Source organism: Streptomyces sp. NPDC051664 (assembly GCF_044453545.1).
Taxonomy (GTDB): Bacteria; Actinomycetota; Actinomycetes; order Streptomycetales; family Streptomycetaceae; genus Streptomyces.
Map to the genome: position 1 here is coordinate 1 of NZ_JBITCU010000060.1, position 19,161 is coordinate 19,161.

Consider the following 19,161-nt stretch of genomic DNA (forward strand, 5'->3'; position numbering starts at 1 on the left):
CCACGCGCACCACCACGAGGTAAGAACGACTCCAGCCGATCCCACTCCGCATTCGTCAGATCCCCACGGCCCATACAGCCAGCCTGGCCCCAACATCCCACTCACGTCCGGAGATCCGAGAAACAGCCCCTAGTCAAGTCGTGTGTCGGAAACGAGGTTGTCGGGGTGTAAGTGGAGCCCGAGCAGCTCTGGGCCGACCTGCGCGAGTCAGGACGCCTCGATGAGCGTGCACCGGTCGGTGCATGAGGCCGACGCTGAGAACGGCACGATCCTTTACATCAGAGCACCCGGGCTGGCTTGGCCGAACAGGGCTGGCACCGGGCGGAATTCAACTGCTGATGCCGGTGGTCGACGGCTAACGTGTCCAGCGTTCGAGGAACTGCGCGAATCGGAGATGGTGTTGACGGAACGGTCGAACGGACATCGCCCCACACTCGAGGACGTGGCGCGTCGGGCAGGGGTGTCCAAGTCCACGGTGTCCCGTGTGATCAACGGCGAGCCCAGAGTGCGGGCCACGGTCGCCGAACGCATCCGGCAGGCTGTTGACGAACTCGGCTTCGTACCCAACCAAGCCGCGCGAAGCCTAGTCACTCGCCGCAACAACGCTGTCGCCGTCGTCGTCACCGAACCGCAGAACCGGCTTTTCGTGGACCCGTATTTCGACTGCCACCTGCGAGGCATCCGGCAAGAACTCGTCCAACAAGGAGCGCAGCCGGTGCTGTTGTTCATCGAGGAGCCGGACGACTATCCGCGCGTCGGAAACTTCCTGGGCGGCGGCCACGTCGATGGCGCCCTGCTGTTCTCGCTGCGCACCGACGACCCGTTGCCCGCGATGGTCGAGCACATGGGCCTGCCCGCCATCTTCGGCGGTCGTCCGGCCGTCGGCTCCGGCCACCGCAGTCACAGCTACACGTACGTCGACGCCGACAACCGCGGCGGCGCCCGGGATGCCGTGCGGCATCTCGTATCGCTGGGACGCCGACGTATAGGGACCATCACTGGCCCACTCAACCAAGCCTCCGCGATCGACCGCCTCGATGGCTACCGGGACGTACTCCTCGACACCCCACCTCAGCTCATCGCCGAGGGTGACTTCACGCTGCAGGGCGGCGCCGACGCCATGACCGTGCTCCTCGACCGGTGCCCCGACCTGGACGGGGTCTTCGCCGCATCGGACCTCATGGCATCCGGTGCCCTGCACGTGCTGCGCGAACGCGGGCGCCGCGTACCGGAGGACGTGGCGGTCGTCGGCTTCGACGACCTCGCGACCATCGCCGAGGCGACGGAGCCACCGCTGACCACCGTGCACCAAGACATCGAGGACATGGGGCGCCTGATGGCCCGGCTGCTGTTCAAGCGGACATCGAACGAGCCCGCGTCGCGAGACGGCAGTCCTCCGCTGTCCTCTGTGGTCACCCCGACACGTTTGGTCGTGCGGAAATCCGCCTGAGGCAACGTCCCTACAGCGGCTATCAGTGAGGCGGGCCCTGGGGCTCTGTATCGACAACTTGGTACGGTGCGCAGGTTGCACCGCTCGGAAAGTCAGGGCAGCGCTCAAGGGAGAGGGGCCAGGCGACGATGCAGGCGTCAGAGGTCCCACGTGCGGTGGCCGCGGCAATGTCGACCGCCTCATCACTTGGCCTGACAGTCAACGAGGTGATCGTTCTTCATGACTCGAACAAGCTCACTCTGCGTCTGCTGCCTTGTGATGTTCTGGCCCGGGTGGCGCCTGTAGCGCATCAGGTCGCACAGTTCGAAGTCGAGCTTGCTCAGCGGCTCGCCGAATCCGGTTGCCCTGTGGCTGCTCTCGAGCCTCGAGTGGAGCCACGCGTCTATGAACGTGATGGCTTCACGGTCACGCTATGGACCTACTACGAACCCGTGACACCTCGAGAGGTCTCAGTAGCCGACTACGCCAATGCGCTGGAGCGACTGCATGCCGGCATGCGCAAGCTCGATGTCCCGACGCCGCACTTCACGGATCGAGTCGAGCAGGCTCAACAACTCGTGGCGAACCGCGACCACACTCCGGCGCTCGCCGACACGGACCGGGAGCTGCTCGGCAACACGTTACGAAGCCTGAGACGAGTGATCGGCGGGCGCGGCGGCGCCGAGCAACTGCTGCACGGCGAGCCGCACCCGGGCAACGTGCTCAACACGAAGAACGGGCTGCTGTTCATAGACCTTGAGACGTGTTGCCGTGGGCCCGTCGAATTCGACCTCGCCCATGCGCCCGAAGAAGTCAGCGAGCACTATCCGGGTGTCAATCGAGACTTGCTGCGTGAGTGCCGAATCCTCGTGCTGGCGGTGATCACAACGTGGCGCTGGGATCGAGGCGACCAACTCCCGAACGGGCGCCAGCTGGGCACAGAGTGGCTCAGCTAGATCCGCGCAGCACTCGATCGCAACGGTCTGGATACCCATGGCTGATCGCGGACCTTCGCGGTCGTAGTCAGCCGGCGCAGCAGCTGCAGGGTGCGGATCACGCGGCCGACCTCGCGGAAAGCGGTGCAGGTGGCTTTCTTGTGCGAGCCTGAGCGCAGGGGCTCGAGCAGCGTCGCCTAGGAGATCGCTCCTTCGCGCACGGAGATCGCCACGCGCACCAGGACTCAGTGGGGCTCCCGAGAACTCACGGGATGTCGAACAAGTGGAGTAACACCGAGGCCGATGGTGCCCTGTTGGCGGGACTGCTCCAGCTCTATGGACAGCTCCGTGATGACACGCCTCAGGTAGGCGTTGGTGTCGCGTTCACGTTGGAGGTCCGCTTTGACGTCCTTCAGCTCAGCCTTGAGGGAGGCAGCGTGATCGGCCATTTTCTGAGCCACTTCGGGAACGCTGTGCCGGGCCTTGACCTGGGCTTTGAAGTCGTCGACGAGATCACGGTGTTCGTAGACGACATCACGCCGCAGCCCGGACTCGTTGATCAGCTCGGTCGCGGTGAGCTTGCCAGAAGCCGAGTGCAGTGGAGTGCCGGCAAGCAGTCGGTCTGCAGCAGCTTGGATGGCAGAGCGTTCAGCAGCACGGTCGCGTGGCGTACGGTTCATCGTCGCGTGCTCACTTTCTCGGTGTCATGGCTGGCCGGACGCGTGTTCTCGTGGCGGATGATCAGTGCGTTTAGCCGTTCGGCCTGTGCTCGGGCGCGGTCCCGCAACGCGCGGCGTCTTGTTATAGCGGTCGACCCCAGTCTGGCCCGCCAGTTGGCGGGCGGTGGCATCTCCCCACGGCCGCTCCGGTAGCAGCCGGCATGGTCCGGGCAAGCGGTCGCGGTAAGCCCCGAGAGCCCGGACGGCGTGCAGGAGATCGGCGCGGCGATCGCCAGTGGGTGCCACCGCGATAACGTGCGCCCGGTAGAGATCCATGTCCTTCGCAGTGAGGTCGCAGATCCGGGGGATGCGGCGTTCGTCCATCCACGCGGCAAGCAACTGCAGCCTGGTGACCCACATGTAGAGCGAGGACAAGCTCGCCTGTGCGCCCGGGGAGCCGGAAGACAAGGCCGCGGGCCACTCGTGGTCCAAGACGGCCAGCGCGAAGGCTTTGAAGGATGCTCGCAGCGATGCCGGATAGTGCCTGAAGTGCAGGCTCGGTGCGTGCCGGTAGTTGTCGACATCAGCGGAACGGGTGAACCACACCTCGTCGCGGAACCGGGACAGCGACCCTGTATCGGCCGCCGGGTGCAGGGGCCGTCCGCGCAGCACCACGGTGTCGGGGTGTGGCCACGGCACCTGGTTCAAAGAAGCGGCGGTGCTCGTCGTCATCGCAGATCAAGTCTCCCGTCGAGCAGGGCCGCGACACGGTTACGATCTTCCGATGGCACGCGGCTGCGGGCGTCGTCACGGTCCTGAGGGCTGTAGTGGCGCGACAGGTCGGTGAGGCGGGCAAAGGGTTCGCCGTAGCGAGAGTCCCACTCGTGCGGTTCGAGGTCCGCCCGCAGCGTGGCGAGCCGATCGTAGGCTGTGACCTGGACGGGCAGATGATGAGCCAGGGCACGGGCGTTCGGACAGCTCAAGCAGTGCAGGAACGACTCGTCGCAGACGGTTCCCGGCGACGTGCGCGGGCCGTTGCGGTGGTCGGTGCACGAAGCCAGGACGGTGTCCTGATCGCCGGCGAGGATGCGCTGGAACGTCTCAGTGTCCACTCTCATCTCCGCGGCGGCCCCGGCCAGATCTGTTTTGGCCCGATCGAGGAAGCCGCGAGTGAATACCGGAATCTCCAGCACGCGCCGGGCCTTGGCGACTTCGCCATCGAGAGCCTCACGCACGATGTTGCGGCTCTCGTCCAACACCTGCGGACTGCGCCGTAGGTAGTAGTCATTCAAGGTGCTGGACGAGTGAGCAATCGGGCGTCGACGCCGCTCCAGCGCGGTCTGCCGGAGGCGTTGGACATTGACGCACGGCTTGCTGCCCCCGGACACCAGCCCCTGGTCCGCCACCGGAGCCACCATCTCCTCAGCAGGAGAGCCACCGCGTGACGCTCGGGAGAAGCCATGCCTGACGGCCCACTCGCCGACGTACCCGGAGCTCATGTTGGCCTGCCACTTCTCTGCTTCGCCCTTGACCGTCACATACGAGAAGGCCATGGACAGCCCGCCGTGTTTGCGGGCAAGCGCGCTGAGGTCCAGCAACAACTGATAGACCCGGAGCGGGGAGCGGAACAGGCGATGTTCGCCGTTCCCTTCAACGACACCAGCCAGGCTGGCCGGGAGGTCCTCGATCGCGATCACCATGTGCTCCCGGGACGGTCCGCGGCGAGGTTTGGTCTCCTCAACCAGCGCCACCTGCGTACTGCCCTGTACACCGTCGGGGCGGAAGTGGACTGCCGGCCAGTCGATGACGGTGCCCAGGTTTTCCCCGGTGAGATCCACCAGCAGCACGGAGAATGCGGCTGCCTCCAACCGGCTCAGGCAGAGCATCGGCATCAACTGCTTCACCCCGCCGAGTGCGCAAAGTCGATCCGGCAGCTGACCACAGGCAAGGCGGGGCAGGGCTCCGGTGCGATCGAGAACATCGAGCGCTTCGCCCACCCCCCCTCTCGGCACTGCCCGGTGGCAGCTCGCCGCGGCGATACCGGGCCAGCAGGTCGCGGCCTGCGCGGATCCGGTCTCGCGCCCGGCGGACGTCACCACGGGCTGCAGTGAGGATCTGCTGCCGCTCGGCGTCGGTGTAGGCGAGCATCTTCGGCAGCGGTCGACGGTGCAGTCGGCCTTCGCAGACGGCCCGCCGGACTTCCGGCCGCAACGCGTCATCCTGCCGCATCAGCCTCCGCAACTTGTGGATCCGGTGATGGAACGTGGCTGGGGTCAGCGCCAGTCGGAAGGCAGCGATGTGCGCGATGGTGATCTCCTGTGGCCGGGCCGGCGGAGGCTGTGCCGTAGCCAGGACGGAAGCAAACGCCCTGACGACATCGAAGTAGCCGTTGGCCGTGCTGACCTTCTTGGCGCCGCCCCGTGGGCCGGTGGCACGGGCGAAGGCCGTGGCCAGCCACACCTGAAGTTCAAAGTTGAGCGGCAGGGTGGTGAAGTCGAAGGTCTTCGAGCGCCGACCGTTCTCCTCGGTGAAGAGCACCGTGCACGCCTTCGGCGTGATCACCAGCCGGTCGGGAGGCTCCCAGTCTCTTCCTGGCAGGACCGCCCTGCGGCCTCGCTCTCTCACCGCTCAGCACCCCCGCCGACAGCGAAGGCCGAGACGGACGCGGCCTGCAAGACCCGGCCGCTGTCGGCGGCTGCCTTGTGCAGCAGCGCATCGACGGCCGCCTGCTCTTCCCCGTCCAGCAGGGACAGGATGTAGTCCAACTGCAGCCCGGTGAACGGCTCCAGATACCAGTCCTTCGTGACCTCGGGGCTGCTGTGCCCCAGCAGCGTGGCCAGCTGGAACCACACATCTCCCAACTGCTCGCGCAGGTCGCGTCGCTCGCTATCGGTGAAGCCCTCCACCTGCTGGTTCCAGACGGCCGACAAGATCGTGAACCACTTCAAGGCGAAGGAATGCCTGGCCATATGGGGGCGAGCCCACAACGGACAGTCCTGTCCGTCGGTGCCGTGCGCGGCGGCCCACTGCTGGCGGATGCGCTCGTTGGCCCGCTGGAAGGTCTTCTCCCAGCCATGGGCCTGCTTGGGCAGCCCGTCGTTGCCGAGCCAGAGCGCCAGCGGCTCCAGTCCGTCCTCGGTGCGACGGAACAACCATCTCCTTTCGTCCGGATCGAGCACATCCAGCGGCACCGGCGTGCGACCCGTCTCCGTCAGCAGATACAGACTCCGGCCCTGCCGGCTGTGGCCGGTGACCAGGGTCAACCCTCGCAGCCGGTCGTAGCGTCCGCGGCGGCGGGCCCGCTCGATCGCCTGGGCGCGCGATCCCTCCAGCGGGTCCATGTAGGCGGCGATGCCCTTGAGCACGCTGCGGGGGATCCGGTAGTTCCGTCCTGCCCTGCCACCCTTGATGCAGGCTGCGGCCAGCCATGCCTTCGGAAACCGGCCTGCCGCATCCCCCGTGGGCAGCTCGACGTCCAGGACGCTCGCCCACTCGGCCAGCCGGAGCCCGGTGCCGTATAGACCGTCCACGAACGCCGCATCGCGGTCCTCGTTGAATCCGCGCCACCCCTCCAGGCGGTGGCCGTCGAAGTCGTACCCCCGCAATCCGACATCCCGCCACTGCTCAAAAGCCGTCCGCAGCAGCCACTTCACCTGTCGGCGCGGTGAGCCCGCCGGGCGGGCGGGATCCCGTGGCGGGCCCGGCCCACTCCATTCCTGCGGGGCCGGTTCGACAGACCGTGTCGGCACCGGGTTCGCCACCCCGTACCGCTGCGAGGCCCAGGTGTAGAAGGTGTTCAGCCCCGCGCGATCGGTGTCGAATGACGTCGGCCGCACTCGGCCCATGTTGCGGTCGTCCGTGATCCGCCAGTGCTTGAAGGCATCGAAGTCTTCCGGAGCTGCCTCGTCCCAACGAGGTCCGTAGGCTTCGAGGAAGTCCAGCCACACCGCCAGAGAAAAGGCGTACCGCCGCCACGTACGCGCCGCCGCGAGGCGACCGGGCCGATCCGGAAGAACAGGTTGATCCGTGCGTCCGCCGTACCGTCTGGCGCCACCAGAATCGGCGTGCCCTGGCGGGCCCCGTTCCTCCTCGCCCAAGTGTGTACGTCCCCGTGCACGCGGAGGCACTCGTCCGTGGCCGGACAAGTCAGCTCCCTCCGCAAGTCATAGAAGTCGACCGTCCAGGAACATGGTTTGTTGTCCAATGCAGTGCTCTCTCCGCCCCGGAACCGACAGTTCAAGGAAGGCTAGAGAAGCTGTGGCCGGAGGAGATCCGCGAGCCGGGCGATCTGTCGTCGGCCTCACCCGTGACGGACCGGGAGCTGGAGCTCGCCGAGCTGCTGATGGACCAGCTTGTCGGCGTAGACATCGCGGACCTTCACGACGAGTACGCGGCCGCGCTGGAGCAGCTGGTCGATGCGAAGCAGTAGGGCGGCGAGCCGACGGAGCTGAAGGAGCCGGTGCCCGTCATGGACCTGATGGCCGCGCTGGAAGCCAGCATGCGCGCAGCCCGCGAACGCTAAGGCTCCGGCCCAGCCGATCGCCCGCCCGCGGTACGGGCGGGCGTTCGGGCCCCGCCCAGATGCGCCCGAGGCGACACGGGCCTGATCCGGCTCCTGCATCCTGGAGTTGAGGCAGCGGCCAAGCTCGGCTGACATGCTGGGGGTCGATCAAAGGGCGCGAGAGGGGCAGCAGCATGCAGTGGCAGATCCACGGTGAACGGCCTATCTACGAGAACTCGTGGGTCAGCCTCTGGCTGACGGATGTGCAGCAGCCGGATGGCCGCCGCTGGGAGCACCATGTGGTCAAGCTTCGGCACCTGGCCGTCGCCGTCGTGGTTGATGACCAAAAGCGGGTGCTGATGATGTGGCGGCACCGGTTCATTACCGATACGTGGGCATGGGAACTGCCCATGGGCCTGATCGAGGACGGGGCCGGGGAAACGCCGGAGCAGGCCGCGATCCGCGAGGTGGAAGAGGAGACCGGCTGGCAGGTCAAGGCCGTGGAGCCACTGATCTACGGGCAGCCGGCGAACGGCATCACCGACTCCGAGCACTACGTGTTCCGCGCCGAGGCAGGCATTTATGGGGGCCCGCCGACGGAGGTCAATGAGACCGACCGGATCGAGTGGATCCCGATGACGGAGATCCGGGGCATGATCGACCGGCGTGAGATCGTGTCCAGCGGCTCCCTGATCGGCCTGTTGTACTTCCTGCTGGACGAGGCGACCAGGGCCTAGGAGAACGCCTCACGCATCTTCGCCTCGAAGGCGATCACCGGGGCTTCCTGAGCGTGCGCGGCCAGGTGGGTGTGGAACTCCCGCACGTGACCGACGATGCGCGGGGAGTCCACGTTTGTCGCCAGGTCCAGGGCCAGCGACGCAGTGGAACACGCCTGGTCCAAGGCGCCGTTGCGCAGCTGTGTGGAGGCCAGCCAGAAGGCGTGAAAGGCGCGGCCGCGCTGCTGGTCGCGGTGTTCGCGGCGCAGGCCCTCGGCGATCAACGGCTCGGCCTGCCGGTGCTCGCCGAGCTGCGCGAGAGCGATGCCGGTGTCCACGATCAGCTTGGTCTCGTCGAAGTACCGCACCCACTGTGGGGCGCTGGCGTGGTCGGCCCGTTCGAAGTGCGCGCGTGCTTTGGCGATGGATCGGTGGCAGTCGTTGCCAGCGTGCAGCGTGGCGTGGGCGAACGCCTCCCGCATGTGCAGCATGGCCATCACCAGGTCCGGGCTGTCGGTGCCGCGGGCGGTGTCCTGCGCCGCGCACGCCAGCGCGGCGGCGTCAGTGGCATCGCCCTCGTAGGTGGCCTGCAGGCTCATGGAGGAAAGGACGTTGGCGATGAACTGCCGGTCGCCGACGCTTTGGGCCATCGTCAGCGCCTGGGTGAAGTAGGTGCGAGCGGTGCTGAACTGGCGTGCGTCGAAGTACGCCCATCCGGCGAGCCGGGCAAGCTCGGCGGCAAGCGTGAGCAGGCCGTGCCGTAGTGGGCTTTCACGGGCGTTGTCGATCAGCTGTTGGGTGTGGCGCAGCTGGCCGACGACTGCGGGGCGCAGAGCGGCGGGACCGTGCTGGTCGTCGCGGCGCCAGTAGTCCTGGATCGATGACTGGATGGCGGCGAGAGTGGAGCGGGTGACTTGAGCGGCGTCGACCAGGTTCAGGATGCTGTCCAGATCGGCGACAGGGGTGGCCGGTGGCGGGGGCGCCGGTTGGGGCTCGGGTTCGGTGACGGTGGCTTGGGCCGGGATCTCCCAGGGGCGGTGCGCGAGGCCGAGCATGGCGCCGGGGATGCGCAGCCCGTCTGCCACGCGCTCGATGACGTCGATGTGTGCGAGTTTGCGTCGCCCGGCCGCGATCTCTCCGACACGGCTCGGGGTCATGCCGCATAACGCGGCGATACGCGAGGGGTAGATCCCGGCGCGACGCCGGACGAGGGTGAAGATCGTGACGAAGTCCCGTGTCCTGCAGGCCCGGATCATCTCTGGGTCGGCGAGGAGCGCGGGTGGCAGCTCTCGTGGCCCTTCAGCCGCTGGCATCGGCACCGCCTCGCCCGAGTCGCACACAGTGAGGGAGATCTGACGCCTCGCAATGTTACCCACGTTGGGTAACCACGTGGGCCTTCATACGGATTCACCTGCGGCGGGACGCTCTCGGCACGCACCGCTTCGGCGGTGTGACCTCTTGGATACCTCGACGGGGGCGACGCCCCCACGTAGGGGGAGCACTGTGCCCGCAATTACTACGCATGACGAATCCACGCACGACGGGTTGACCGCGCTGACCTGGGATCTGTGGCTGACGCCGTGCCCGAAGGCGGTGGGTGAGGCCCGCCGGCAGGTTACCTCGACCCTGACCGGCTGGCAGGTGCCCGAGGAGGCGGTGGACACGGCCGTCCTGATCACCAGCGAGCTGGTCACCAACGCCATCCGGCACTGCGACAACCGCCACCTGGTGCACCGGCAGGTCACTGACGACGGTGCGGAGCTATTGCTGGAGGTGTCCGACCCGAGCCGCAACCCGCCGCGGCCGGTGGTTCCGCTGGCCCACGCGGAGAGCGGCCGGGGGCTGTTCCTGGTCCGCGCGGCCGCCTCTGGCTTCGGGGCCCGGCACCGTGACCCGGTCGGCAAGACCGTGTGGGCGACCGTCTCCCGGACGCCCACCCCATGAGCGCCGGTCCGGTGGTGCGCCCCCCGTCGCGCCGCCGGGCCGGTTCCGGCCTGTACCCGTCGACGTCGAATGTGAGCCCTGCCGTGAATCCCGCAGCTGAGATGCCGTTCCGTGTGACCTTCGATCAGGAGCGCGGGCAGCTCGTGCTGATGATGACGTTCGGTGTGCAGCCGAGGCAGCGGGTCACCAGCGACCTGATCCCCAGTGCGGAGGCGGCGGCGGTCCAGATCGCCCTGAACCGGCACGAGGCGCGGATGCGGGCGCACCTGGCGGACGCGATCGCGGAGGCGACCACGCGGTTCCTGGGGGCGGACCCCCAGCGGCTGGAGGCTGCGGTGGTTGCGCTGTCGGACCCGACGTCGGCGGTGCCGATCGGTTCGATCCTCCGGGCGGACGGGGCGCCAGCGGACCCGCGCCAAGTGGGGCCTGCAAGGCTCTGACCTGCAGTGTTGTCCGAAAAAAGTCTTGCGCCCAACTCTGAATGCAGCTCAAACAAGGCTTGAGGAAGAGGGGAACCGCCCTTCTTCCTTCCAGCACCCGCCCGGCTGCGTCGCCTCCCCGACGCGGTCGGACGGGTTCACCGGCAAAGGAGGGGATATGCAGCACGCTCTGATCGCCAGCCCGTTCATGGACGGGCACCTGTTACTGCGCCCCGGCCAGCACAACGGGCTGCGCCTGGGCGCCGCCCGCTTCAAGGAGCTGGCCGACGCACACCCGAACACCCCGGTCCCGCAGCGGGCCGCCGACGCTGTCCGCCAGGCGTGGGGCCCGGACCTGGCAGACTGCAGAATCGGCCAGTCGATCCTGGTCCGCAAGGCGTCGCCGTACGGGTACGTCCGCGCGTCCTACGAGATCAACCTCGGCTGCAACTACGACTGCGAGTTCTGCTACCTCGGCGAGAAGCGGTTCGAGGGCATGAGCTGGGAGCAGCAGAAGCAGCTCCTCGGCATCATGGCCGACGCCGGCGTGGTGTATCTGCAGATCACCGGCGGAGAGGCGCTGATCGACCGGTGGTTCCCGCAGGTGTACGCCTACGCCTACGACCTCGGCATGATGATGTAGGTCTCCACCAACGGGTCCCGCCTGAGCGCCGAGTTGATCCAGGACCTGTTCCGGGGGCGTCCCCCGTATCGGCTCACGATCAGCGTGTACGGGGCCACCGAGGCGACCTACGACGCCATCACCAAACGCCGCGGCAGCTTCAAGCGGTTCATACGCGGCCTGGACACCGCACGCGAGGCCGGGCTGCCGATGCGGATGAACGTGGTGGTGGCCAAGGAGAACCAGCACGAGGTCGCCGAGATGGAGGCGCTGGCCGAGAAGTACGGGCCGCACAACGTCTACGGCAACATGTCGCCGACCATCGGCGGCGACGGGTCGGTACTGGCCACCCAGTCCATCCGGTACGAGAAGGCCCGCCGCGTCTTCAAGGGCTGCAACGCCGGCCACACCTTCTTCCACGCCGACCCATTCGGGCAGGCGTCGATCTGCAAGATCGGCCGTGATCCGCAGATCGACCTCATGACCGAAGGCGTGGAGGGTCTGCGACGCCTTGGCGGCATCGCGGACTCCCTGATGCAGCGCACCGGAGGCTGCTCCGGCTGCGCCCTGTCCGGCACCTGCCGGACCTGCAGGCCCTTGGCCAAGCTCTACCAGGAGGCCAAGGCGCCACTCGTCAGCTACTGCCAGCACACAGAGAGGGACAACACATGACCATCACGATGGTTGAGATCGGCAAGCGGCCGCCCGAGGTGACGGCCGACGCGGACGCGGAGAGCCTGCCGCCGCTGGGGGCCGAGCTTCCCGGCACCGTCGGTGACGACGAGGTGATCATCGTGGGCGACCTGGACGGGTTCCTGGAGACCACGATGTGCAACTGCAGCGCGAGCGACGACAACCCGTACTAGGAGTCTGCGGGACGCCCCGGTGGTAGTTTCCCGCCGGGGCGGCCCCGCCCGATTCGTCCGATAGGAACGGCGCCACACATGTCCATGTCGCGCATCGACTGGGAGCACCTTCCCGAGCAGGTCCACCACGCTGTGGAAGCCCACACCGGGCCGGTCATAAAGGTCGAGACCGTCTCGGGCGGCAAGAACTCCCAGATCGCCGCGTGCGTGTTCACGGCCGAGCAGCGCCTGTTCGTCAAGGGCATGCCGTCCGATCACCCGCAGCACCCCTCGCAGCAGCGCGAGGCCGCGATCAACCCGTACGTGGCCCCCCGCCTGGCGCCCACGATCCTGTGGCGCGTCCAGGACGGGGGGTGGGACCTCCTCGGGTTCGAGTACGCCAGCGGTCGTCACGCCGACTACGGCCCCGGCTCGCCCGACCTGCCGCGCGTCCTGCGGCTGGCGGGCGAGCTGGCGCAGGTCGACACCCCGCCGGCGCACGTGGTGCGGACCGTCGAGCAACGCTGGGCGGCGCACGCCGACCCCGGCGCGGCCGAACGCTGGGGAGGCGGACGGACGTTGCTGCACACGGACTTCGCGTCGCACAACGTCCTGCTCGGCGACACGCGGGACTGGCTGATCGACTGGGCGTGGCCCACGGTCGGCCCGGCGTGGGTCGACCCGGTCGTCCTGATCCTTCGGCTGATGGAGGCCGGGCACACCGCGGCGCAGGCCGACGAGGTGTGCAGCGCCCTGCCGGCCTGGCAGGGCGCCGACCGTGACGACGTGGCGTCGTTCTCGGCCGCGAACGCGCGGCTGTGGAAGAGCATCACCGAGCACGACCCCGAACCGTGGAAGCAGCACATGGCCCGCAAGGCGGAGCAGTGGTGCAGCTACTGGTCGGGACTGGGCTGAACCACAGACGCCCGCACCGATGCGGGCGTACCTTACGGAGGGGAAGAGGCAGTGAAGGGGATAGGCATGCGGCTGGTGTTCGACAACGACGAGAAGTCGCCCATCCTGGAGCAGGCCGCAGAGGCCGACGAGGCGGGCAAGACGCTGCTGGCGGCGTCGCTGCGCGGTATCGCCGAGAACGGCATCGACCTGTCCAGCGACTGGGAGACCAAGCGCATCGAGCTGTTCGCCGCTCACGGCATCGACGTGACCGGGACCGGCGGCGATGCCCGTGTCGCCTAAACACACCCCCGGCCGACGCGCGCAGGTCGCGTTCACGCCGGAGTGCGAACCAGGCCTGGCGAAGCTGTCGGTGTCGGACCTAGTTCGCCTGGACCGGGCGATCGTCACCATATCCATGGACCCGAAGATCGGGCCCGAACGCCCCACCCGCGAGGGCCACGTGCCGCTGCGGGAGTACACCGAAGGCACCACCCGCGTGATCTACCACGTCACGGTCCTCGGAGCGATCGTCATCGTCGCCTATTTCGAAGTCTGACCAGCCCCTGCGCCGCCCCGCCTCCCGGTTCCCCCGTCCGGGAGGCGGGGCTCTTTGAGTCTTCCCGACTTCCCACTGACCGTGGGTCGCCCTCCCGAGGGGAGGTCAGCGTGGATCCCGTCTCAGTTTCCGTCTCGTTCATGACCGTTCGGCGATGTTCATAGCCGGACTTCACATCCTGCGGATCGACGTTCAGTCCCGGCCGTGAACGGCAATGAACGACCCTGAACAGGCCGCTGACCAGCACGAACAGACCTCGAAAGCGAGTGCGGGGAGACTCGCCGAGGGTGCAAATCCCTCCGCTACCGCTGGTAGACGAAAGGGCGGTCCCAATGGGGCCGCCCTTTCGCGGTCTTCCGTCTCACTTACGTCCGGGGGATGACGGGAACACCGCTTTGCGCAGCGGTTGGGCGTTGCCCCGTCGTCCGTCTAGGGGTGCCCACGGTCGGAAGGGTCAGGTCATTTCACGAGCAGCGAGCCCTGTAGCGCAGCCTGCTCAGCCTCGGATGGACAACGCTCTGCGTCAGAGGAGCGTCGACAGCCGCGTCGCCCCGAGCCGGTGAAACCCACCAGCCGCCTTCAGTAGCCGCTCAACAGCCGCGATGGCATGCGGATGGTCCCCAGTTGACCTCGCAGCTCAACGATTGCAGACGAGGTTGTCCATCGGCGAGGCGTTGATCGAGCTGAGCTCCCATGTCGTGCCGTTCCAGATGAAGTGGGGATCCGCGGCGGAGTTAAGCCCCATCGCGGAGCTGAAGCCATGACCGGTGATGGCATTGCAGACGGCGTTCGCCTCGTTAATGTCGAGCCGGACGTCGAGACCGTTGACCTGTAGCCCTGTACACGTTGTATTGGACGCGGCCGTGCTGGTGCTCGCACAAGTAAGCGTCGCGCCGTGCACGATCTGGGTCGAGAGGAACTGACCGAGGACCAGTTGGGGCGCTGCCGGTCCCTGCGGTCCGATGTCGCCTTGCGGTCCGGTGCCGCCGGTCTGTCCGGGGTCGCCTTGCGGTCCGGTGCCGCCGGTCTGTCCGGGGTCGCCTTGCGGTCCGGTGCCGCCCGTCTGTCCGGGGTCGCCCTGCGGACCCTGCGGGCCGGTGGCGCCCGGCGGGCCGGTGGGGCCGACCTTGCACTTGTCGTGGCCGTAGCCCAAGGGGCCGGGTACGCCGCCGTGATCGCCCCTGCCGTCCCGGCACTCATCGCCGCCGGCGGCACGTACCGAGGTCGTGGGCGCCGACAGCGAGCTCAACGGGGCCGCAATCGCAGGCTCGGCGAAACCAAGCACCACGAGGGGCAGCGACGCCGCAGCACCGCCGACGCACCACCTGCCCTGCCTGAGCAGCGGCCCGATGCCGGACCGGGTGCGGTTCTCAGTACTCATGCTCAATTACTCCTCAGAGAAGCGAGCGAATGGACGGGGAAGCCCCGCTCTCGGGCACCCTCCGGCAGATTTCCACCGCGCTAGGCGGCCCTGGCGGCAGACGCGCCGAACGATCAAGCGAGTGGTCTAGTGGAGCGCACCCATATGCGTGGGTGTCCACGTGGAGACCCTGATTAAGCGGTTGGGCCGTGAGCTGCGCGGCTCCGGCCGGTTGTCAGTGGCCCCGTTTACGATCCGGCCGTGGCAATCGACATCCCCGAAGACCTGATCGAGCTGGAACGTTCCGCCATCGAGGAGCAGCGCAAGGCCCTCGCCGAGCCGTACACGGATGAGGCGTGGGTGCCCTGGCGGGAGGCTGCTGCAGCGTTCCAGGCTGCGGTGACCGCGCATGCCGAGGCGGCCGGGGTGTCGAGATACGAGCTGGAGATGGCCGTGAAGCAGGCGGTCCAGTACCCGGAGTTGGAGGACGGCTGACGCAGCTCCGCCTCGCCCCTTGGCGCTGTCCTCGGGGCGAGGCGGGAAGCAATCCCCTTGTCGTGGGCCGCAAGCCCGGGGGTTGATGTATCGAGCTTACGAGGCCGGTATGACAACCCGTCCGGGTTCAGGCGGCGTTCGGATACGAGCGACAGGTTACGACTGTCCCCGATATAGCCGGTTCAGCCGGTCGTCCAGGACTTCGATGTCCGGATGCATGGCGAGCATCACTGCGGTGCGGAACTTCTCGATGCCCGCCCAGAAGCTGGACGTACCCACGCTGACCTCGGATGTCAGCCGCTCGTCCGACTCCGGCATGCGCTCGTTCATGCCCGAACGGTAGTCGAACTGCACCCCAGCGCACCTACCCCGGAACGTACTAATCCGCCCCCTCCCCGAGTAGGAGGCGGATTGCCGCCCGGCCGGGCAGCTGGCGTATGGACTTGCGGACCGGGCGACGACGCAACCCAACCAAGTCACGGGATCTTTCCCAAATCCCCGTGTAGGCCATACGGACGTATAAAAGTGCTCCTTCCCCGGCCGTAGCCGGAGCAAGGGGCGTGGTGCTGTGGGTCAGCGGTCCTCGCCCGGCCAGGCTTTCAGTACCCGCCCGCCGTCCGCCTCGTCGGTGAGCGTGATGCGGGCGCCTTCCCTGCCGCCGCGCTCGCCTAGCCACCGCGTGTACTTCCGCCCGGCCGTCGCCTCGTCGGACCACCAGCCGCGCATGATGGTGCGGGCTCCGATCGTCAGGGTCACGCGATAGCGGTCCACAGCGGCAGACTACGACGTCCTCCATTCGGCCCACAGTGGTTGCTGTGGTGTGGAAGTGGGGGTCAGCTGTCACTGCGCCCAGCGATGGTCACGGGCGCAAGGAGGGGCGTCCCCCGCCGAATCAGCGGGCCAGCCTCCCACCGACGAGACTTGGAGAGTTCATGCCGTACACCAAGGGACAGCGCGTGGAGTACCGGAACCAGCAAGGCCAGCAGGCGCAGGGTCTTATCGAGCGCGCCGAGGGCCAGGGCTCACAGGCTAAGTACACCGTCAAGAACGAGAAGAACAAGCAAGAAGAGCTGGTCCCGGAATCCAAGATCGAGCGGCAGCTGTAGTAACGCCCCTGCCGACGCGGCCGCCGTTGCACCGAACGAAGGTGCGGCGGCGGCTGCTCGTATTTCGCCGCAGCTGGATCAGGACCGCTACGACTCGTCGGCCACAACGGTCAGGTCGACGCCCGCTTCATCGGCTGCCTCCCGCAAAACCGCGAGCGGCGCGCGGGGGCCGCCGCGTGGGGTGGTGGCGATGAGGCAGGGCATGCACCGGTCCAGCCAGCGGCGGCCATGGTGGGGCGGGGTCCAGCTGCGACGGGTCGACTCCGAGGGATCGCAGCAGGTCAGCGTCGATCATCTGTGCGGCTCCTCTCGTCGGCTTCCGAACGATACGCCCCTTTATGGCGCTCAAGCGCCCGGCGTAGACTCGAACGTAGGTTCGATCTTCCCCCCGACCTGCCAAGTCTCCGCACCCTGCGGACCTGGTACGCGATGTGGGTGGACCGCATCGACGAGGCGATCGTGGCGGCCGAGCAGCGAGAGAGGGAACGGCAGCAAGGCGAGGAGCGACGGCCGCCGACCCCGGACTGGATCGTCGAGCTCGGCATCGGCGTCGGCGCCCGACCCATCGAAGTCCATGTCGGCGGGTGCTACGCGGCGGGGAAGCGCCAGCGAGTCATCACCCGGGAGCAGGCACTCGCCGCCCTCGCCGACGGGATGCGGGCCTACATCCATTGCCGACCAGACACTGAGCTTGGGGTGCTCGGATAGCTCTGTACGATGCGCCCGTGATCTCTCCCATACCCGCGGGCACCCGTCGGCTTCTCCTCATCGCCTGCACTGTCACGGCCCTGGCTGCTGGGGCTCTCGGCTGGTTCGCCGCCCAAGCCGTCCGTCCAAACTGCAACTACGTGGTGCTCTCGTCGGGGACTGGGACGGAGCAGCGGGAAGCTATAGAGCGCGGTTACTGGACAGCCGTCGCCTCCGGCGACTGCGCACCGCCTCACGCCCGCTGGCGTTTCTGGCTCGGCTGACCGCCGGTCCCTGGCCGTTCTCACGATCTCGATCCGTGGTGGTCAACCTTCGATGCCAATCGGTCAGGGGCCGCTGGCACGCGACAGCCGCCTGGGGCCGGGAGTCGTCCGTGCACCGCCCTACGCTCGAACGTATGAGCACTCCTCCGCCCTCTGAGGGGCTGTCGCTTGCCGCCATCGCCCCCATCGTCGAGACGCGCATCCTCGTGGACACTGTCGAGATCTTCCGCGCCGGGGAGCCGGTTCTTGACCCGGACTCCGGCGAGTACCACCCCGGCCCGGATCAGATCCTCTACACGGGTGCGGGTGCGATCTTCTCCGCCGGAGGTCCCGGCCCGGTCCTGTCTCTGGAGGGACAGGCGTACGCCGACGACACCCGTAACCCCTACCGGCTCCTGACTCCCCTGGACGTCCCGCTCGCGTCGCGTGAGGACCGTGTGCGCGTCACCGTGGCCACGCAGGACCCGTGCCTGATCAACAGGGTGTGGCGGGTCATGGACATCTCCGACGCCAACTCGCTCGCCGTCGTCCGCACGACGTGGCTGGACGAGGTCACCCAGACCACCGGGGCGTGAACCGGTGCCGCTGGATCTTTCGCAGGCCAGGGCCGACCTGGAGGCGCAGCTGACCGATACGGTGCGGATCTCCCGCACCGCCGGCCAGCCCGTGCTGGACCCGGTGACCGGGGAGCCCGGCCAGACTTCGTTAGAAACATGCACGCCGAATCGCTCGGAATGGCTGCACTTCATCCCTCACCCGCCACCGTCATGCGGATGCTCCGCGAACACGACGAGCAGGCCGCCACGGCCGCGAGGACGTGAGCGGGGGTGTCTGAGCTAGGACTCCTGGGCCTTCGGCGACGGCTCAGAGGTGTGCCAACAACGCGGTGAGTTCGATGGACAACCCGAGGGTCCCCCAGAGGAGGATGTCACCAACTGGCCGAACCGGACGTCCTGCGTCTTCACGCAGCACGGTCATGTGGACGGCAAAGGAGGCCGGCGCCGTAACGGCCCAAAGCACACCCGCAAACAGCAACCCGTCCATGGCGAGTTGTCGCCACTCATGGATCCCGCTCTGCGACATTCGGGCCATCGTGGGCAGGCCGACTGCGGGCAGAAGTCCCAGTGCTGTGCTGGCCGCCACCCACCACCACCTTCTCCCGTGCCCTGCGAGGCGCCCGAACCAATGCCCCAGGGCCACAGTCGGCAGGATGTATGCGGCGGTCAGCAGCGCGCTCGCACCCAACAGCACTGGCAGCCCGACCACTAGGGTGAGGGGGAGCAGCGCGCCTCCCGTCGGGAGACTGGCGAGCCGTCCGGTCCACGCCAGCGCCAACGCGGTAATGACCACACACAGCACAGCCATCGATACCGACGACGGCGCTGACCCCACCCGGTTGGCTTCACGTCTGCCCAACAGTTGCGCCATCTCGACCCCCGACCCGGCCCTGCCCACGCAAGTCGCGCTACAAGCATCCGCGGGCATCTCGCCGCCACCCTAGGCCCATTACTGAACACGTTCAATGGCGGATCAGACGCGTGCGCCCGGAATCCGGTGGAGAACCCACCGATCAACTCCGACCCATCGGCCCGTGATTTCCGGCGCATCACACTAGTAGGGCTTGGTCAGGTTCGTATCGGTGTGGGTATGTCGCGGTGGCAGGTGGGGCAGGCGCCGGTCCAGAGGGCGAGGAGTATCTGCAGCTC

General features: G+C 67.6%; 25 protein-coding genes and 1 pseudogene. 17 read left to right on the forward strand and 9 right to left on the reverse strand.

Going from position 1 to position 19,161, the window contains the following annotated elements; translation table 11 throughout:
* Window positions 1–394: 394 nt before the first annotated feature.
* Both ACIA8E_RS40140 and ACIA8E_RS40145 read left to right on the forward strand, forming a co-directional pair.
* On the forward strand, window positions 395–1,450 hold the full coding sequence (locus tag ACIA8E_RS40140) for a LacI family DNA-binding transcriptional regulator (protein WP_399306699.1): 1,056 nt from the start codon (window positions 395–397) through the stop codon (window positions 1,448–1,450).
* A gap of 128 nt (window positions 1,451–1,578) precedes the next feature.
* On the forward strand, window positions 1,579–2,385 hold the full coding sequence (locus ACIA8E_RS40145) for a phosphotransferase enzyme family protein (RefSeq protein WP_399306701.1): 807 nt from the start codon (window positions 1,579–1,581) through the stop codon (window positions 2,383–2,385).
* Window positions 2,386–2,609: 224 nt separating this feature from the next.
* Here the strand turns inward: ACIA8E_RS40145 and ACIA8E_RS40150 are convergent, their stop codons facing one another.
* From ACIA8E_RS40150 to ACIA8E_RS40165, 4 genes are all read right to left on the reverse strand, one after another.
* Entirely contained in the window at window positions 2,610–3,044 is a 435-nt protein-coding gene (locus ACIA8E_RS40150) for a hypothetical protein (RefSeq protein ID WP_399306703.1), read from the reverse strand.
* Between the two features lie 24 nt (window positions 3,045–3,068).
* Window positions 3,069–3,755 (reverse strand): hypothetical protein, encoded by a 687-nt coding sequence (locus ACIA8E_RS40155; protein WP_399306706.1) that lies wholly within the window; start codon window positions 3,753–3,755, stop codon window positions 3,069–3,071.
* A complete protein-coding gene (locus ACIA8E_RS40160) occupies window positions 3,752–5,122 on the reverse strand; it encodes a hypothetical protein (protein WP_399306708.1) in 1,371 nt (456 codons plus the stop codon). The genes ACIA8E_RS40155 and ACIA8E_RS40160 overlap by 4 nt, the downstream gene beginning before the upstream one ends.
* Window positions 5,123–5,644: 522 nt before the next feature.
* Window positions 5,645–6,970 (reverse strand): integrase, encoded by a 1,326-nt coding sequence (locus tag ACIA8E_RS40165; RefSeq protein WP_399306710.1) that lies wholly within the window; start codon window positions 6,968–6,970, stop codon window positions 5,645–5,647.
* A gap of 359 nt (window positions 6,971–7,329) precedes the next feature.
* Here ACIA8E_RS40165 and ACIA8E_RS40170 point away from each other — a divergent pair, with 359 nt between their 5' ends.
* Together ACIA8E_RS40170 and ACIA8E_RS40175 are read left to right on the forward strand one after the other, a co-directional pair.
* Complete coding sequence (locus tag ACIA8E_RS40170; protein ID WP_399306713.1) at window positions 7,330–7,452, forward strand: hypothetical protein; 123 nt, start codon at window positions 7,330–7,332, stop codon at window positions 7,450–7,452.
* A gap of 266 nt (window positions 7,453–7,718) precedes the next feature.
* On the forward strand, window positions 7,719–8,261 hold the full coding sequence (locus tag ACIA8E_RS40175; RefSeq protein ID WP_399306715.1) for an NUDIX hydrolase: 543 nt from the start codon (window positions 7,719–7,721) through the stop codon (window positions 8,259–8,261).
* Here ACIA8E_RS40175 and ACIA8E_RS40180 read toward each other — a convergent pair.
* The gene (locus tag ACIA8E_RS40180) at window positions 8,258–9,553 is read right to left on the reverse strand and encodes a helix-turn-helix domain-containing protein (protein WP_399306718.1); all 1,296 of its coding nucleotides are present in this window, start codon (window positions 9,551–9,553) and stop codon (window positions 8,258–8,260) included. The genes ACIA8E_RS40175 and ACIA8E_RS40180 overlap by 4 nt on opposite strands.
* A gap of 190 nt (window positions 9,554–9,743) precedes the next feature.
* Here ACIA8E_RS40180 and ACIA8E_RS40185 point away from each other — a divergent pair, with 190 nt between their 5' ends.
* From ACIA8E_RS40185 to ACIA8E_RS40220, 8 genes and pseudogenes are all read left to right on the forward strand, one after another.
* Window positions 9,744–10,184 (forward strand): ATP-binding protein, encoded by a 441-nt coding sequence (locus ACIA8E_RS40185; protein ID WP_399306721.1) that lies wholly within the window; start codon window positions 9,744–9,746, stop codon window positions 10,182–10,184.
* Window positions 10,185–10,267: 83 nt separating this feature from the next.
* On the forward strand, window positions 10,268–10,624 hold the full coding sequence (locus ACIA8E_RS40190) for a hypothetical protein (RefSeq protein WP_399306724.1): 357 nt from the start codon (window positions 10,268–10,270) through the stop codon (window positions 10,622–10,624).
* A 157-nt stretch (window positions 10,625–10,781) separates the two neighbouring features.
* Window positions 10,782–11,246: a radical SAM protein gene (locus ACIA8E_RS40195; RefSeq protein ID WP_399306727.1), complete on the forward strand. Its 465-nt coding sequence runs from the start codon at window positions 10,782–10,784 to the stop codon at window positions 11,244–11,246.
* Window positions 11,247–11,258: 12 nt separating this feature from the next.
* Window positions 11,259–11,897, forward strand: a pseudogene (locus ACIA8E_RS40200) (radical SAM protein); the annotation flags it as partial.
* Window positions 11,894–12,091, forward strand: coding sequence for a hypothetical protein (locus ACIA8E_RS40205; protein ID WP_399306730.1), 198 nt, complete (start codon window positions 11,894–11,896; stop codon window positions 12,089–12,091). The pseudogene ACIA8E_RS40200 and the gene ACIA8E_RS40205, both read left to right, overlap by 4 nt.
* Before the next feature lie 78 nt (window positions 12,092–12,169).
* Window positions 12,170–12,985 (forward strand): phosphotransferase family protein, encoded by an 816-nt coding sequence (locus tag ACIA8E_RS40210; protein WP_399306733.1) that lies wholly within the window; start codon window positions 12,170–12,172, stop codon window positions 12,983–12,985.
* A 66-nt stretch (window positions 12,986–13,051) separates the two neighbouring features.
* Entirely contained in the window at window positions 13,052–13,267 is a 216-nt protein-coding gene (locus ACIA8E_RS40215) for a hypothetical protein (protein ID WP_392749483.1), read from the forward strand.
* Window positions 13,251–13,523 carry a hypothetical protein gene (locus ACIA8E_RS40220; RefSeq protein WP_399306736.1) on the forward strand — a complete coding sequence of 91 codons (273 nt, stop codon included), beginning with the start codon at window positions 13,251–13,253 and terminating at the stop codon, window positions 13,521–13,523. Before ACIA8E_RS40215 ends, ACIA8E_RS40220 begins: the two co-directional genes overlap by 17 nt.
* A 637-nt stretch (window positions 13,524–14,160) precedes the next feature.
* On the opposite strand, the gene ACIA8E_RS40225 is transcribed toward ACIA8E_RS40220, so the two are convergent.
* Window positions 14,161–14,904: a hypothetical protein gene (locus tag ACIA8E_RS40225; protein WP_399306739.1), complete on the reverse strand. Its 744-nt coding sequence runs from the start codon at window positions 14,902–14,904 to the stop codon at window positions 14,161–14,163.
* A gap of 240 nt (window positions 14,905–15,144) precedes the next feature.
* On the opposite strand from ACIA8E_RS40225, the gene ACIA8E_RS40230 reads away from it, so the two are divergent.
* Window positions 15,145–15,378: a hypothetical protein gene (locus ACIA8E_RS40230; RefSeq protein WP_399306742.1), complete on the forward strand. Its 234-nt coding sequence runs from the start codon at window positions 15,145–15,147 to the stop codon at window positions 15,376–15,378.
* Window positions 15,379–15,534: 156 nt separating this feature from the next.
* Here the strand turns inward: ACIA8E_RS40230 and ACIA8E_RS40235 are convergent, their stop codons facing one another.
* Entirely contained in the window at window positions 15,535–15,732 is a 198-nt protein-coding gene (locus ACIA8E_RS40235) for a hypothetical protein (protein ID WP_399306745.1), read from the reverse strand.
* Window positions 15,733–15,951: 219 nt separating this feature from the next.
* Entirely contained in the window at window positions 15,952–16,149 is a 198-nt protein-coding gene (locus tag ACIA8E_RS40240; protein ID WP_399306748.1) for a hypothetical protein, read from the reverse strand.
* Between the two features lie 161 nt (window positions 16,150–16,310).
* On the opposite strand from ACIA8E_RS40240, the gene ACIA8E_RS40245 reads away from it, so the two are divergent.
* The 4 genes from ACIA8E_RS40245 (at window position 16,311) to ACIA8E_RS40260 (ending at window position 18,030) form a co-directional block, all read left to right on the forward strand.
* Window positions 16,311–16,484: a hypothetical protein gene (locus ACIA8E_RS40245; RefSeq protein WP_399306751.1), complete on the forward strand. Its 174-nt coding sequence runs from the start codon at window positions 16,311–16,313 to the stop codon at window positions 16,482–16,484.
* Between the two features lie 429 nt (window positions 16,485–16,913).
* On the forward strand, window positions 16,914–17,192 hold the full coding sequence (locus tag ACIA8E_RS40250; protein WP_399306754.1) for a DUF6233 domain-containing protein: 279 nt from the start codon (window positions 16,914–16,916) through the stop codon (window positions 17,190–17,192).
* 17 nt (window positions 17,193–17,209) lie between these two features.
* Window positions 17,210–17,455 carry a hypothetical protein gene (locus tag ACIA8E_RS40255; protein WP_399306757.1) on the forward strand — a complete coding sequence of 82 codons (246 nt, stop codon included), beginning with the start codon at window positions 17,210–17,212 and terminating at the stop codon, window positions 17,453–17,455.
* Window positions 17,456–17,589: 134 nt separating this feature from the next.
* Window positions 17,590–18,030: a DUF6093 family protein gene (locus ACIA8E_RS40260; RefSeq protein WP_399306760.1), complete on the forward strand. Its 441-nt coding sequence runs from the start codon at window positions 17,590–17,592 to the stop codon at window positions 18,028–18,030.
* Between the two features lie 289 nt (window positions 18,031–18,319).
* Here the strand turns inward: ACIA8E_RS40260 and ACIA8E_RS40265 are convergent, their stop codons facing one another.
* On the reverse strand, window positions 18,320–18,883 hold the full coding sequence (locus ACIA8E_RS40265) for a hypothetical protein (protein WP_399306763.1): 564 nt from the start codon (window positions 18,881–18,883) through the stop codon (window positions 18,320–18,322).
* Window positions 18,884–19,161: the final 278 nt, after the last annotated feature.